This is a genomic window from Reyranella sp. (genome assembly GCF_965279465.1).
Classification (GTDB): domain Bacteria; phylum Pseudomonadota; class Alphaproteobacteria; order Reyranellales; family Reyranellaceae; genus Reyranella.
In genome coordinates this window covers 6,191,511-6,204,958 of the sequence record NZ_OZ257242.1, presented here as the reverse complement: position 1 = coordinate 6,204,958, position 13,448 = coordinate 6,191,511, and the positions used below count along the sequence as shown (strand labels likewise).

The 13,448-nt window shown below is 64.6% G+C and carries 14 protein-coding genes; 7 read left to right on the top strand and 7 right to left on the bottom strand.

The genetic code is table 11. The features are described from left to right. Positions 1 to 32 precede the first annotated feature (32 nt). Positions 33 to 1,499: an alpha/beta hydrolase gene (locus ACQY8M_RS30170; RefSeq protein ID WP_428663870.1), complete on the top strand. Its 1,467-nt coding sequence runs from the start codon at positions 33 to 35 to the stop codon at positions 1,497 to 1,499. Here ACQY8M_RS30170 and ACQY8M_RS30165 read toward each other — a convergent pair. Further along, positions 1,496 to 2,593, bottom strand: coding sequence for an AI-2E family transporter (locus ACQY8M_RS30165; RefSeq protein ID WP_428663867.1), 1,098 nt, complete (start codon positions 2,591 to 2,593; stop codon positions 1,496 to 1,498). The two genes, ACQY8M_RS30170 and ACQY8M_RS30165, sit on opposite strands and share 4 nt — an antisense overlap. A 116-nt stretch (positions 2,594 to 2,709) precedes the next feature. Next, the gene (locus ACQY8M_RS30160) at positions 2,710 to 4,002 is read right to left on the bottom strand and encodes an adenylosuccinate synthase (protein ID WP_428663864.1); all 1,293 of its coding nucleotides are present in this window, start codon (positions 4,000 to 4,002) and stop codon (positions 2,710 to 2,712) included. Positions 4,003 to 4,325: 323 nt separating this feature from the next. Here ACQY8M_RS30160 and ACQY8M_RS30155 point away from each other — a divergent pair, with 323 nt between their 5' ends. After that, positions 4,326 to 4,571: a hypothetical protein gene (locus tag ACQY8M_RS30155; RefSeq protein ID WP_428663861.1), complete on the top strand. Its 246-nt coding sequence runs from the start codon at positions 4,326 to 4,328 to the stop codon at positions 4,569 to 4,571. Between the two features lie 183 nt (positions 4,572 to 4,754). Here ACQY8M_RS30155 and ACQY8M_RS30150 read toward each other — a convergent pair whose 3' ends face one another. The 3 genes from ACQY8M_RS30150 to ACQY8M_RS30140 are packed head-to-tail and all read right to left on the bottom strand — an operon-like array spanning position 4,755 to position 6,488. After that, entirely contained in the window at positions 4,755 to 5,654 is a 900-nt protein-coding gene (locus ACQY8M_RS30150; RefSeq protein WP_428663858.1) for a hypothetical protein, read from the bottom strand. After that, complete coding sequence (locus ACQY8M_RS30145) at positions 5,651 to 6,043, bottom strand: phage holin family protein (RefSeq protein ID WP_428663855.1); 393 nt, start codon at positions 6,041 to 6,043, stop codon at positions 5,651 to 5,653. Before ACQY8M_RS30145 ends, ACQY8M_RS30150 begins: the two co-directional genes overlap by 4 nt. Continuing rightward, positions 6,033 to 6,488, bottom strand: a complete 456-nt coding sequence (locus ACQY8M_RS30140) for a hypothetical protein (RefSeq protein ID WP_428663852.1) — start codon at positions 6,486 to 6,488, stop codon at positions 6,033 to 6,035. Before ACQY8M_RS30140 ends, ACQY8M_RS30145 begins: the two co-directional genes overlap by 11 nt. A gap of 191 nt (positions 6,489 to 6,679) precedes the next feature. On the opposite strand from ACQY8M_RS30140, the gene ACQY8M_RS30135 reads away from it, so the two are divergent. The 5 genes from ACQY8M_RS30135 (at position 6,680) to ACQY8M_RS30115 (ending at position 11,337) form a co-directional block, all read left to right on the top strand. Continuing rightward, positions 6,680 to 7,225: a hemerythrin domain-containing protein gene (locus ACQY8M_RS30135; RefSeq protein ID WP_428663849.1), complete on the top strand. Its 546-nt coding sequence runs from the start codon at positions 6,680 to 6,682 to the stop codon at positions 7,223 to 7,225. Positions 7,226 to 7,382: 157 nt separating this feature from the next. Then, positions 7,383 to 8,465 carry a patatin-like phospholipase family protein gene (locus tag ACQY8M_RS30130; protein ID WP_428663846.1) on the top strand — a complete coding sequence of 361 codons (1,083 nt, stop codon included), beginning with the start codon at positions 7,383 to 7,385 and terminating at the stop codon, positions 8,463 to 8,465. A 252-nt stretch (positions 8,466 to 8,717) separates the two neighbouring features. Next, the gene (lysM, locus tag ACQY8M_RS30125) at positions 8,718 to 9,149 is read left to right on the top strand and encodes a peptidoglycan-binding protein LysM (protein WP_428663843.1); all 432 of its coding nucleotides are present in this window, start codon (positions 8,718 to 8,720) and stop codon (positions 9,147 to 9,149) included. A 208-nt stretch (positions 9,150 to 9,357) separates the two neighbouring features. Then, positions 9,358 to 10,533: a zinc-dependent alcohol dehydrogenase gene (locus ACQY8M_RS30120; RefSeq protein WP_428663840.1), complete on the top strand. Its 1,176-nt coding sequence runs from the start codon at positions 9,358 to 9,360 to the stop codon at positions 10,531 to 10,533. Positions 10,534 to 10,536: 3 nt separating this feature from the next. Continuing rightward, entirely contained in the window at positions 10,537 to 11,337 is an 801-nt protein-coding gene (locus tag ACQY8M_RS30115) for a Crp/Fnr family transcriptional regulator (protein ID WP_428663838.1), read from the top strand. Positions 11,338 to 11,377: 40 nt separating this feature from the next. On the opposite strand, the gene ACQY8M_RS30110 is transcribed toward ACQY8M_RS30115, so the two are convergent. Next, entirely contained in the window at positions 11,378 to 12,064 is a 687-nt protein-coding gene (locus ACQY8M_RS30110; RefSeq protein ID WP_428663835.1) for an HAD family hydrolase, read from the bottom strand. Positions 12,065 to 12,120: 56 nt separating this feature from the next. Then, positions 12,121 to 13,374: an Nramp family divalent metal transporter gene (locus ACQY8M_RS30105; RefSeq protein WP_428663832.1), complete on the bottom strand. Its 1,254-nt coding sequence runs from the start codon at positions 13,372 to 13,374 to the stop codon at positions 12,121 to 12,123. Positions 13,375 to 13,448: the final 74 nt, after the last annotated feature.

Below are 13,448 nucleotides of genomic sequence, written 5' to 3'. Positions count from 1 at the left end.
TCGCACGCGCTGGTGTGCTATCGTGCGCGTACATGACGAAGAGATTATTTCGACTGCTGAGATCCCTGCTGATCCTGATGGCCTTGGTCGTGGTGACCCTCATCGTGGCGCGGGCCTGGGACTCGCAGCGTGGTCCGCCTCTCGAGGTATGGCACACCCATGTGCCCGACGACATGCAGGCGTCCCAGATCGACAAGGCCGACTGGACAGGGTACCTCAAGGCGGAGGAGGCGGTCTTCCGCGATGTGCGCGCCGAGGTCGTCGACAAGGTCGAGGCTCAGGCCAATGCCCTCGGCAACCGCTACTACGCGGGCAGTCCGATCTATCCCGGCAAGTTCGCCCAGGACTGGAACCGCTCCTACATCCTCGAGCCCGACGGAGCTCCGATCGGGGCGGTCGTGCTGCTGCATGGACTGACCGATTCGCCTTTCAGCCTGCGCCACATCGCCCGCCGCTATCGCGACCTGGGCTTCGTCGCGGTGGCGATCAGGATGCCCGCCCACGGCACCGTGCCGGCCGCCTTGACCACCGTCGAATGGGAAGACTGGGATGCCGCCACGCGCCTTGCGGTGCGCGAGGCCGTCCGGCGCGCCGGACCGTCGAAGCCACTGCACATCGTCGGTTTCTCCAACGGAGGCGCGCTGGCCCTCAAATATGCCCTCGACGCGATCGAGGATGCCCGGCTGGCGCGGCCCGACCGGCTGATCCTGATCTCGCCCATGATCGGCATCACGAGCTTCGCGCGGTTCGTCGGCATCGCCGCCTTGCCCGCCCTGCTGCCCGCCTTCGCGAAGGCCGCATGGCTCGGCATCGTCCCGGAATTCAATCCGTTCAAGTACAACTCCTTCCCGATCAACGGCGCCCGCCAGACGCATCGCCTGACCACCGCCTTGCAGGAGCGCATCGCGCGCTCCGCACGCACCGGCGCGCTGGATCGACTGCCGCCCGTGCTCACCTTCCAGTCCGTCGTCGACTTCACGGTCAGCACGCCAGCCATCCTCTCGGCGCTCTACGCCCACCTGCCGGCGAACGGCAGCGAGCTCGTCCTGTTCGATCTCAACCGTGCCGCCATCGTCGGGCCGCTCATGCGCAACGCGGCCGATACGGTCCTGACGCGCATCCTGGCCGATCCACCGCGGAGATTCCGGACGACAATAGTCACCAATGTCGCCGCCGACACCTACGACGTCGCCGAGCAGGTGACCGAGGCCGGCGCCACGGCGGAGCAGACGCGCCTGCTGGGGCTTGCGTTTCCGCCGGGCATCTTCTCCCTGTCGCACATCGCCCTGCCATTTCCGATGAACGACTCGCTCTACGGCATGGAGCCCGACAAGACGCAGGCGGAGTTCTTCGGAGTCCACCTCGGGGCGATAGCGCCGCGCGGCGAGCGCGGCGTGCTGATCCTGAACCTCGACGCGCTGCTTCGCGTGTCGTCGAACCCGTTCTTTCCCTATCTTCTCGAGCGGATCGACCAGGCGATCGCAAGCCCACGGCGCTAACCGCGATCTGCCAATCCATCCTCGACGTAGAAGCGCAGAACCGCAATTCTTCCGACGGCAAACAGCGGCGCGGCGAGCGCCATGCCAATGGCGCCGAACATCGCGCCGAAGATCACGATGGCGAACAGCGTCCAGGCCGGCGGCACATCCACGGCGCCCTTCTGGATCAGGGGGGCGATCACGAAACCTTCGATGGTCTGGATCGAGAAATAGATGATCATGACCCAGGCGAGCGTCGACAAGCCGAGCGGCATCGCCACCAGCGCTACAGGGAAAGCCGCGATCAGCGGGCCGAGATAGGGAATGAAGTTCGCCACCCCTGCCTGCAGGCCCAGCAAGCCCGCGCCGGGAAGCCCCAGCAGATGCAAGGCGACGGCTAGCAGCACGGCTACGACGGCACTGCGCAGGAGCTGCCCGAGCAGCCAGCCGCGCAGCACCTGGCCCATTTCGTTCAGGACGGAGCGGACGCGCACGCGGGCGCCGAGCGGCACGAGCTTCAGGGCGCCCTCGCGGTAGCCGGCCGGGTTACCGGCGAAGAACAGGCCGAGGCACACGATGACGATCGTATTGATTGCCACCGCGTAGGCGCCGCTCACGGCGTAGTGGACGTGGCCGAACAGGCGCCCGGGATCTGCGATCAGACGGGAAAGGTCCTGCCGTCCGCCCGGTCCGAACAGGTCGATGTCGAAGGCCGCCATTTGGCTCTCGAGAGCGCTGAGCTGCGTGTCCATCACCCGGATCAGGTTGTGCGCCTGGGCCGGCATCCGATCGACGCTCCAGCCGATCGCCAGCGCCGCGACGCAACCGAAACCGAGCACGACCAGGCCAAAGCGCAAGGGACGGGACAGCGGCACGATGCGCGCGAGGCCGCGTGTGCAGGCGTCGAGCAGGACGGCGAACAGGATGCCGGCGAACAACAGCAACAGGCTTGCCGCGTAGTACCATGAGAGCGCCAGCACGGCCGCGATCGCGAGCACGGTCAGCGTCAAGGCCAGCGGAGCCGCAAGCAGGCTGGCCCGAACCGGACCGGCAGGCTCACTTGGAGGCTCGTCCGGTACGGCTGCCGCCGCTGACACACGAGCCTCAGTCGTCATGGACCAGCACTCCCGGGGCAGCGATCTCGGTCCGACGACTGGCAACCGTCGCGCCCTGGGATTATTGTACTGTACATTGCAGCGTGGCGCGACTTCGTCGAATCGCCGACTACCGCTCAGTCGCGGAACGGATCCGTCATCAGGATCGTGTCCTCGCGCTGCGGCGAGGTGCTGAGCAGGGCGACGGGGCAGCCGACCAGCTCTTCCACGCGGCGGACGTACTTGATGCAGGTCGCCGGCAGCTCGGCGAAGGAGCGTGCGCCCTGCGTGCTCTCGCTCCAGCCGTCGAACGATTCCCAGATCGGCTTGAGCCTGGCCTGCGCCCCCATGGTGAAGGGGAAGCGCTCGATGCGCTTGCCGTCGAGCTCGTAGCCGACGCAGACCTTGATCTCCTTCTCGCCGTCGAGCACGTCGAGCTTGGTGAGCGCGATGCCGTCGATGCCGTTGAGCTTGACGGCCTGGCGGACCATCACCGCATCGAACCAGCCGCAGCGCCGGCGCCGGCCGGTGTTGGTTCCGAACTCCCGGCCACGATCGCCCAGGCGCTGGCCGATCTCGTCCGTTAGCTCGGTCGGGAAGGGGCCGTCGCCGACCCGGGTAGTGTAGGCCTTGGCGATGCCCAGCACATAGCCGACCGAGCCATTGCCCATACCCGAGCCGATCATCGCCTGTGCAGCCACCGTGTTGGACGAGGTCACGAACGGATAGGTGCCGTGATCGATGTCGAGCATGGTGGCCTGTGCGCCCTCGAACAGGATGCGCTTCCCGGCCGCGCGCAGATCATCGAGCCGCTCCCACACGTCTTCTGCAAACGGCAGGATCTTCGGCGCGAGCGCCAGCAGGTCGGCGATTAGGCTGTCGGCATCGACCAACGGCTTGCCCAGCCCCAGGCGCAGCGGATTGTGATGGGCGAGCAGGGTCGCGACTTTCTTCGGCAGCACGTCCGGTTCGCCGAGATCACCGACCCGGATGGCGCGGCGACCGACCTTGTCCTCGTAGGCGGGGCCAATGCCGCGCCGAGTCGTGCCGATCCTGATGATGCCGGGCGCATCCTCGCGCCAGCCGTCGAGGTCGCGGTGCAGCGGCAGGATCAGCACGGCATGGTTGGCGATCTTGAGGCTGTCCGGCGTCACCGAGAGGCCCTGGTTCGTGACTTTTTGCACTTCCTCGAGGAAATGCCAGGGATCGACAACAACCCCGTTGCCGATGATCGAGAGCTTGCCCGGGCGAACCACCCCCGAGGGCAGCAGGGCGAGCTTGTAGGTCTGGTTGCCGATGACCAGCGTATGGCCGGCGTTATGGCCGCCCTGGAAGCGCACGACGACTTCAGCGCGCTCGCTCAGCCAGTCGACGATCTTGCCCTTGCCCTCGTCACCCCACTGGGCGCCGATCACTGCCACGTTGGCCATTTGCCCAAATCCTTAAAGCGGTCCCTTCAGACACGAAAACGCCTCCCCGGGGCCGATTCCGGGGAGGCGTGCGTTCGCATAGCACGCAGGACACGGCGCGCGAAGGGGAAAACGGGGCGCATCACCGTGCGTCCGGCGTGCGACGTTTTGGAGGCTCGGGCATCGCCTCGCGTGCGGGTAGAACCTGCTACATCTTGCATTCGGCGTGAGAGCAGTGCAGGAAGTCGAGACTCATGGCCCGCAAAACGTGGCTTCGGATGCTCAGTGAACATCCGAGCTCCCATCTCATAGTGGCTCGTCCGATGGAGACGAACGCGGCGGAAATGGCCGGTCTCCTCGACCGGCTGGTCGACCGCATGCAGCCACGCGGGTCCTATGCCAGCACCCACATGAAGGCGAAGGAAGTCGACCTGATCATGTGCGCCTTCGAGCAGGAGCGCGAGGCGCTGCGCATGGCCGGGACGATGAACGCCAAGCCGATCAACCGCTACATCGGCTGGAGCACGCAGGTGGCTTTCGATCTCGACGCCACGCTGGCCAGCGCGATCACCAAGGCCCTCGCCCGGTGACGGCGATGGGCGAGGACCATGCCATGGTGAAGCGATGATGCCCTTGCCGTTTCGGGGATCGTCTTTTGCCCTCGCCTTCGGCGGAACGTTCCTCGGGCCTCTCCTCCCTGCGCGCACACAGGGAGGAGAATCTTCTATGAGATAGGCGTTGGCGCAGTCGCGGCGAAGGAGCTATCCCAGTCGTCAGGTCTTGGTCGCGCTGCTGGTTTTCACCGCCGACTTGAGAGTATCGGCCACGTCGACCGCTTGCGCTTTGACGTCGTCGTTCGTGACAGACGCCGTGATCGCGTCGGCGACCTCGCCGACTTTGGCCTTGATGTCGCCTCCCGCCATCTTGTCGGTCACCGAATCGGCAACCTTCTTGGCGATGTCGGTGCCGAGCTCGCCCGCCTTGCGCGCGGCGCTGCCCATGTATTCCTGCTCGGCCCTGGTCATCGGCAAGCTGGCGCCGATGGCCGCACCGAAGGCTACGCCCAGCGCTGCCACGAGGATGGGCTGCTCCCGGGCGAACTGCTCGAGCCGGCCCTGTGCCTCGCTCATCAACGCCTCGGTCTGGTCGATCGCTCGCTGACCCTGCTCGCGGCCCTGGGCGGACAGGTCCTCCACCGTGCTCCTGGCCTTGTCGTAGGCGCCCGTTGCCATATCCGACGCGTCGGCCGCTGCTGTCTTGACCCGGTCGGCTGCGGCTGCGGCCGTGTCGGAGACCGTACCCGAGGCACGCGAAACGCCCGACAGAGCGCTCGTCGCCGCACCGGCGATGCTGGAGCCCACGCCGGCGAGGGTAGAGGCGGTACTCTTTAGCGCGTCGTTGCCCTTCTCTACCGCGGCACCAACCTTCGAGTCCCTGTTGCCACCGTTCATCAGCATGAAGAGGCCGGCGCCGATCAGCATGGCGGCGAGGGGACTCGCCATGGCGCGGTCAACTGCGGCGCGGGCTATGGCGCTGCTGCCTTCCTTGGCGAAGGTCATCGCGCCGTTGGTCAGTGCCGTGGTGGAGACGCTCTCGCGCAAATCGTCCAAGGCGGACGACAGGCCGACGCGGGCGGCAGAGGCTTCACGTTGCAGATGGGCACTCGAGCTCATGTCAGCTTCTCCTTGACCAGGGCAGTGTCACGCTGGATGTCGTTGAGGGTGCGGTCCGGTACCAACGCTTCGGCGCTGAGCTGCTTTCGGCCGGTCAGCACGAAGCCGAGGCCGATGGCGATCGTCGCAACGGCCACAAGCAGGGATGCTGCCACCGGAGACATGCCGGCGGCGATGAGGCCGAGCACGATCGACTGGAGCAGCAGGAATAGCGCGGCGGATAAAAGGATAGCGCCGACCATTACCAGCGCCAGCCCGGCGCCAGCGCGAGCCGCCTTTTCGGCAAGCTCCGCCTTGGCGAGGCGGAACTCGATCTGGATCAGCTCGGTTGCGCGGCCAATCGTCTCGCCAACGGCGTGGAACACGCCAGGCGCCGGCTCAGCCTGCATTGCCGCCTCCCGACGCCGTCATCGCGTAAGCCGGCTTGTCTTCGGTCGGCTTATCCGCGGGCTCGGCCGCAGTATCCTTCGCAGCGATGCCACTCTTGGCGATGCGCGACAGCGCGAAGCCCAAGACCGCCGCGCCGGCGAGCGTCAGGAGGGGCTGCTGGCGACTCCACGCGACCGCCGAGGAGAGCAGCTCTTCCGCCTTCTTGTCGCGCAGGCTGTCGGCAAATTTGTCGGTGTATTGCGCGGCATTGCGGACATAGCCCGCGAGCATCGGCAGCGAATCGTCGAGCACCTGGGCGGCGCTTTCGGCAGCCTGCCCTACGGCGTGGGCGGCGTCGACGCCCGAGGAAAGGGACTTGTCAGCCACCTTGCCGGCCTGCTCGCGCAGGGCGGGGGCCACATCGGCGGCGCGGGCCGTTCCCGAAGATGAGTATCCGTCAGCCATGAATGTCCTCCCGATGTATCAGCTGCGCAACCAACGTGGCGATGGTCGTAAACGTTGCGTGAGCGTCGTGAAGGACGGCGCTTTGCCGAAAGCGCCATCGGGCGCCGTACGGGAAAGTTGAATTGCCGCGCCTGCACGCAACGGTGCCTGCGCCGCGGCGTTGCTTGAGGCATCACTGGAAGGGATGAACCATGGCAAAGCCAGACAAGCTGGATGCGATTGCGCTGTTGAAGGCGGATCACCGCAAAGTGGAGGACCTGTTCGAGAAGTTCGAGTCTGCCAAGGGGGCGGAGCGCAAGAAAGCGCTCGCACTCGAAATCTGTACCGAGCTTTGCGTGCACGCCACGATCGAGGAGGAGATCTTCTATCCGGCCTGCAAGGGCGAGGTGGAGCAGGACCTGATGAGCGAGTCCTACGTGGAGCACGACGGCGCCAAGGTAATGATCGCAGAACTGGTCGCCGGATCGCCTGACGACGAATTCTACGATGCCAAAATGACCGTGCTCTCGGAGGAGATCAAGCATCACGTCAAGGAGGAGGAGAAGCCCGGCGAGGGTGTATTTGCCCAGGCGCGCAAAAGCGGCCTCGACATGGACGGCCTCGGCGAGCGGCTCAAGGCGCGCAAGGAGCAGCTGCTCGCCAAGTTCAAGGCTGAAGGACTGCCGCCGCCGACGACCCGCAGCTTTACTGGCCACAAGCTGCAACAGGGTCATACGGTCGAGGCGAAGGCCGCGTAAGCACAATAACATCGAGCTGTCTGCAGAAGGGGTCGTGAGAGATCGCGGCCCCTTCGGCATGCTCACGACCGGCCCGGCAACCTCGCGCGAGTTTCCATGCCCTGAATCGCGTGCCCGCACGCGGGAGCGGCCTTATCGCCTCGGAGTCCAATTCAACATGACCATCCATCCTCACCAAGCAGCGGAGATCGACCAAGATTTCTGCGCCTCGCTGGTTTTCTCGGGCGGTATCGGCCTGGGCTCGTACCAGGCAGGCGCGTGCGACGCCCTGCTGTCGCGGCCGAGCGCACAAGTAAGCTGGATCGCCGGCAGCTCCATCGGCGCGCTCAACGGTGCGATGGTGGCCGGCAGTGAACCCTCGGCCGTTATGGAAATACTTCGAGCCTACTGGCTGCGCGGCGCGGCGTGGGGCTCGTACGTTCTACCCAGCGCCTGCCTGAGCCACGCAGCCAACTGGATGAGCGCGCTGCATACCCGCTTGTTCGGCTCGCTTGGCCGGTTGCAGGCCCTCGGGCCGCGCCTGTCGTTCTCCAGCTTCTATGACCTCACGCCGACCGTCGCGTTCCTGCGAAAGACGATCGATTTCGGACGTTTGAACAACGGCGACATCCGCTTCACCGTTGCGACTACCGACATTGAAAGCGGCGAAGTTGTGCTCTTCGACACCGGCAAGGGCGATCGGATTGGAATGGACCATCTTATGGCGAGCTGCGGCTTCCTGCCCGAGTTCGCTCCAGTGGAGATCGGCGGCCGTCTGCTCGGTGACGGCGGCTTGGCGGCCAACGCCCCGTTCGAGCCGATCCTCGACGAGGCCGAGGGCACCAGCGACCCGGTGTTCATCCTCGATCTATTCGCCCGCGACGGACGCCGCCCGACCGGGCTGGAATCGGCGCTGGCCCGCAAGAACGCACTGGTCTTCGGCAATCAGACTTGGCAACGGCTCGAAGCCTATTGCCGCCACTGGGACAAACTGCCCGCGGTATCGCGCCCGCCAGTGCTTTATCTGAGCTATTTCCCCGTGAAGGGCGAGGCGGGCCCCGAGATGCCGTACGATTTCTCTCCCTCCTCCGCGCACAAACGGTGGAGCGCCGGCCGCCTCGACATGGAGGAGGGGCTGGCACGCATGGTGAAAGCCCACGCGAGCAGCGATTTCGCGACGGTGATTCGTCGTCCTGATTCGGAAGAAGCACGAGCAGCCGCGAAAGTCCCCACGCTGGCTCTCCAAAAAACTGCTGCCTGAGCGAAGGCGGACGCCAGCCCCGGGATCTACACGCAGCCTGTGATGGCGATAGAGGAGAGTTCGGAATCGAGTTTTCCGACGACATTGCCGCCGGTGTCCACAGTCGACGACCGGGAAAGTCTCGTGCTTCGCCCGCAGGCCAGTCATCCCAGGACGATCGCCGCCTGATCGGCCGCGCCGCGCCCAATTGAAGCACGGAACGACGTTGATCGGCAGCCGTTGCTCGCTCCTCAACTTTACATGCGAGGGTACATGAGCGGCCTTTTCGATTTCGCGAAGACTATCGGCAAGAAGATCTTCGGCGACGGTGAAGAGCCGGCTGCGAAGATCAAGGCAATGATCGAGAAGGACAACCCCGGGGTTAATGACGTAGCTGTAGCCTTCAAGGACGGCGTGGTGTCCCTCGGCGGCAGTGGCTCATCCGAGGCGCTGCAGAAGGCCATTCTCATGGCCGGCAACGTCATGGGCGTGAGAGAGGTGAAAATTCAGGGCGAACAAAAGGCCGCCGTTGAGGATAGCACCCAGTTCTATGTCATCAAGTCGGGCGATACGCTTTCGGCCATCGCAAAGCAGTTCTACGACGATGCCAACAAGAACCAGGCGATCTTCGACGCCAACCGCGAAGTCGTCAAGGACGCCAACCTGATCTTCCCTGGTCAAAAGGGCCGCATTCCCAAGGCTTGACGAGCCACGGCTGCCGCTGCTTCGAGATCGCGGAAGGCCGGAGGTGTCCCCCCGGCTTTTCTGCGTCTGGGGTCGGCTCTGGTGCCGCCCTAAGTCCGATCGTGCGGAACCGTACGCTCGGTGGATTAGGCGCGTCACATGGCAACGATGGCTGTCCCCCTCCCGTTAGCCGTTGCTTTCCTACAATTCGTCACATCCGGAGATGACCATGCGCGCCCTCTGCTGGCACGGTCACGGCGACGTTCGCGTCGACACCGTGCCCGACCCCAAGATCCAACATCCCCGCGACGCCATCATAAAGATCACGGCCTGTGCGATCTGCGGTTCAGACCTACACCTGCTCGACGGCTACCAGCCGACGATGAAGAGTGGTGACATCCTGGGCCATGAGAACATGGGGGAGGTGATCGAGGTGGGATCCGAGATCACCAATCTCAAGATCGGCGATCGCGTCGTCGTGCCCTTCACGATCAGCTGCGGCCAGTGCTGGTTCTGCAAGCAGGGCCTTTTCTCGTGCTGCGACACGACCAATCCGAACGCCGAGATGGCGATCAAGGCGATGGGTCATTCGCCTGCAGGCTTGTTCGGCTTCAGCCATATGCTGGGCGGATACAGCGGCGGCCAGGCCGAGTACCTGCGCGTTCCGATGGCGGACGTGGGACCGATCAAGGTTCCAGACAGCGTGACCGACGAACAGGCGCTCTTCCTCTCGGATATCTTTCCGACCGGATACATGGCGGCCGAGAACGCGCAAATCCGGCCCGGGGACACGGTGGCGATCTGGGGATGTGGACCCGTCGGCCAGTTCGCCATCCGTTCGGCCCTGATGATGGGCGCCGGCCGGGTGATTGCCATAGACGAGGTGCCGGAGCGCTTGGCGATGGCGAAGCTCGGCGGCGCGGAGACCTTCGATTTCTCCAAGGGCGACGTCTATGACGAACTGATGTCGCGCACCGGCAAGCGCGGCCCGGACAGCTGCATCGACGCGGTCGGCTGCGAAGCCTCGGGGCATGGCGCGGCGGACGCCGTGCTAGACAAGGTCAAGGCCATGGCGATGCTGGCCACCGACCGCGTCCACGTGCTGCGCGAGGCGATCATGTGCTGCCGCAAGGGCGGGACGATCTCCATTCCGGGAGTCTATGTCGGCATGGGCGACAATATCCCGCTCGGCGCGGCGATGAACAAGGGCCTGACGCTCAAGATGGGCCAGACCCACGTCCAAGCGTACACGAAGCCGTTGCTGGAAAAGATCGAGGCCGGCGAGATCGATCCCAGCTTCGTCGTCACCCATCCGGCGTCGCTCGAGGATGCCCCGGCCATGTACAAGAAGTTCCGGGACAAGGAAGACGGAGTCGTAAAGGTGGTGTTGCGGCCGGGAACCTAGCGGTTGGGCACGCTTTACTTAGACAGTATGACGTCATTCCCCTCGCAAAACCGCCTGCTGTCCTCGTTGAGGCCCGAGGAGCTTCAGCTCCTCGGGCCGTTGCTCGTCCGCGTCGATCTTCCGCTCGGCACCGCGCTCGAAAAGGTCGATGCTCCTATTGAGCATGCATATTTCATGGAAAGCGGCTTCGCATCCGTCGTGGCGGGGGGAAAGGACAGGGAAGTCGAAACCGCCTTGATCGGCTTCGAAGGCATGACGGCGGTCAATCTCCTGCTGGGCGACGACCACTCGATCAACAAGACCTTCATCCAGGCGGAAGGCTCCGCGATGCGCATAGCGGCAGCAGATCTCCGGCACGCCCTCTCGAAGTGTCCCTCCCTCCATGGCTTTCTCCTGCGCTACGCGCTGGCGTTCAGCGCGCAGGTCAGCCAGACCGCCGTCGTGAACGGACGGGCGACGATCGAGAAGCGGTTGGCCCGCTGGCTCCTGATGGCGCAGGATCGGTTCAGCTCGGATACCTTTCCCCTGACCCACGAATTCATCGCCACGATGCTATGTGTGCGGCGGTCCGGCGTCACTGTCGCCCTGCACATCCTGGAGGGCGACCACCTCATCAAGGCGAACCGCAAGTACATCACCGTCCGCGACAGAGCGGGATTGGAACGGCGCTCCGATCCCTCTTATGGCGTGGCAGAGAAGGAGTACGAGCGCTTGGTGGGCGTACGCGCCTCGCTCTCCCACGAGACGTCCCCCAGACTACAGGCACGGCTATTTGAGAGCGTTTCGGCCCAAGCGGGTCGGTGAAGGCGCGCTCGACCGCCGGACAGCGGTTGCCGCTCTGGTCTCACTGACCGATACCCTGCCAGCTATCGAAGGACGCGAGAAGATCGGCGGGATCCTTGTAAATTGCGATGCATCCGGCCTGCCGCAACTCGTCTTCAGCCCACCCGCCACACAAAACGCCGATCGTGGCGATATCTGCCTTGCCGGCGGCTTCCGCGTCATAGGGCGTATCGCCGATGGCAATCATGTGGCGCCGGCTCGTGCCTTCCAGCCGCTTGGCCACGGCTTGGAAGATGTCGGGATGCGGCTTGCTTCTTTCGGCGTCGTCGGCGCTCGTTTCCACATCGATGAGATCGACGATGTCGAGAATCTTCTTATAGCTATTGAGTTCGTCCCTGTTTGCTGACGAGGCAAGGGCCACCTGGATGCCTGCATCATGCACTCGTTCGAGCAAGAGGCGGACCCCGGCGAAGGGCTTCATCAGCGGGAGATAACGCCGCTTCAGGATATCCCCCCGATGCGCCTGAAGGGCCTCGCCGGAGGCCTCGATCTCTCCGGGGTTCAGGAACACCGGCAGCAGCTGGTCTCCACCCTTACCGATCTGGCGCCGAACGTCATCGAAGGAGACGCGGTGGCCATAGTCCGAAAAGGCATCAACCCACGCCTTGGCGTGCAGGTCGACGGAATCGAGGAGCGTGCCATCGACGTCGAATATCACGGCGTGGGGTGGGTTGGCTTGGGGGAACATGGTTCTTCCTTCTCGAGTGTTCGTTCCGAAAATAATGGTCTGTGCCGATGAACGTCTCATCGGGTGAGCGAGATCAGCAGATAGGCGTTGAGCCCGATCAGACCGGCCGTGAGAGTCCAGGCGACGACAGCCGTCAATCTCCCGTTGGTGAAGCGGCCCATCCATGCGCGGTTGCCCGTAAGCCGCACGAGTGGATAGACGGCGAACGGCAGCTGCAGGCTGAGCACGACCTGGCTGAAGATGAGCAGGTCCGTCACCGAGCTCTCGCCCCAGATAGAGACGGCGAGGATCGCCGGGACCATCGCCAGCAGGCGCGACGCGAGCTGCCTCATCCACGGCGCGATGCGCAGGTCGGTGAATCCTTCCAATACGATCTGACCTGCGAGCGTGCCGGTGATCGACGAGTTCTGGCCCGAGGCGAGCAGGGCCACGGCGAACAGCGTGCTGGCCGCGCCGGTCCCCAGCGCGGGGGCCAAGAGCTGGTAAGCGTCTTCGATGCTCACCTCGTCCATACCTCGACCATGAAATGCCGAGGCGGCCAGGATCAGGATCGCACCGTTGACGAAGATCGCGAGCGTCAGCGCCACTACGACGTCGATGCGCGAATAGCGGATGGCTTGGCGAATACCTTGAACGGTGCGTTCGTAAGCCCGCGACTTCACCAGCGCGGAGTGAAGATAGAGGTTGTGAGGCATGATCGTCGCGCCAAGGATGCCGATCGCAATGTAGAGCATTGCCGGATCACTGACGATTTCCGGGCTGGGCACGAACCCGCGCAAGACGGCGCCCACTGCCGGTCGTGCAAGGGCCAGCTCCACGGCAAAGCAAGCACTGATTACCAGCATCAGGCATACGATGAACGCCTCGAGAGGCCGGACGCTATGCCGGGTCAATCCCAGCAGGAGCAGCACCTCGAAGCCGATCAGCGCCACGCCCCACACGAGCGGGAGGCCAAACAGGAGCTTGAGGGCGATGGCAGCCCCAAGCAGTTCGGCGAGGTCGCAGGCGATGATCGCGATTTCGCAGAGAATCCAGAGGACGAATGAGACACGAGGTCCCCAGGCACGCCGACAGGCCTGGGCGAGGTCGAGTCCGGATACGATGCCGAGCTTCGCGGCAAGGGACTGAAGAAACATCGCCGCGAGGTTTGCAACCAGAATGACCGATAGCAGGTGGTAGCCATAGCCCGCACCGCCGGCGATTCCGGTTGCCCAGTTGCCGGGATCCATGTAGCCGACCGCGACCAGATAGCCTGGACCGGAGAATGCGAGGAACTTGCGCCAAAAGGCGCCGGCGGGAACCGCAACCAACCGAGGCGCGGGTCGCACCTCGGCTGGAACGGTCGGCGACCCCGCGAGAGGCGGTGTCACGATTGAAGCCGAGT

Bases quoted from the DNA above. Each gene is read 5' to 3' on its own strand.
- ACQY8M_RS30170 (WP_428663870.1), top strand. From the start codon at position 33: ATGACGAAGAGATTATTTCGACTGCTGAGATCCCTGCTGATCCTGATG.
- ACQY8M_RS30165 (WP_428663867.1), bottom strand. From the start codon at position 2,593: ATGACGACTGAGGCTCGTGTGTCAGCGGCGGCAGCCGTACCGGACGAG.
- ACQY8M_RS30160 (WP_428663864.1), bottom strand. From the start codon at position 4,002: ATGGCCAACGTGGCAGTGATCGGCGCCCAGTGGGGTGACGAGGGCAAG.
- ACQY8M_RS30155 (WP_428663861.1), top strand. From the start codon at position 4,326: ATGGCCGGTCTCCTCGACCGGCTGGTCGACCGCATGCAGCCACGCGGG.
- ACQY8M_RS30150 (WP_428663858.1), bottom strand. From the start codon at position 5,654: ATGAGCTCGAGTGCCCATCTGCAACGTGAAGCCTCTGCCGCCCGCGTC.
- ACQY8M_RS30145 (WP_428663855.1), bottom strand. From the start codon at position 6,043: ATGCAGGCTGAGCCGGCGCCTGGCGTGTTCCACGCCGTTGGCGAGACG.
- ACQY8M_RS30140 (WP_428663852.1), bottom strand. From the start codon at position 6,488: ATGGCTGACGGATACTCATCTTCGGGAACGGCCCGCGCCGCCGATGTG.
- ACQY8M_RS30135 (WP_428663849.1), top strand. From the start codon at position 6,680: ATGGCAAAGCCAGACAAGCTGGATGCGATTGCGCTGTTGAAGGCGGAT.
- ACQY8M_RS30130 (WP_428663846.1), top strand. From the start codon at position 7,383: ATGACCATCCATCCTCACCAAGCAGCGGAGATCGACCAAGATTTCTGC.
- lysM (WP_428663843.1), top strand. From the start codon at position 8,718: ATGAGCGGCCTTTTCGATTTCGCGAAGACTATCGGCAAGAAGATCTTC.
- ACQY8M_RS30120 (WP_428663840.1), top strand. From the start codon at position 9,358: ATGCGCGCCCTCTGCTGGCACGGTCACGGCGACGTTCGCGTCGACACC.
- ACQY8M_RS30110 (WP_428663835.1), bottom strand. From the start codon at position 12,064: ATGTTCCCCCAAGCCAACCCACCCCACGCCGTGATATTCGACGTCGAT.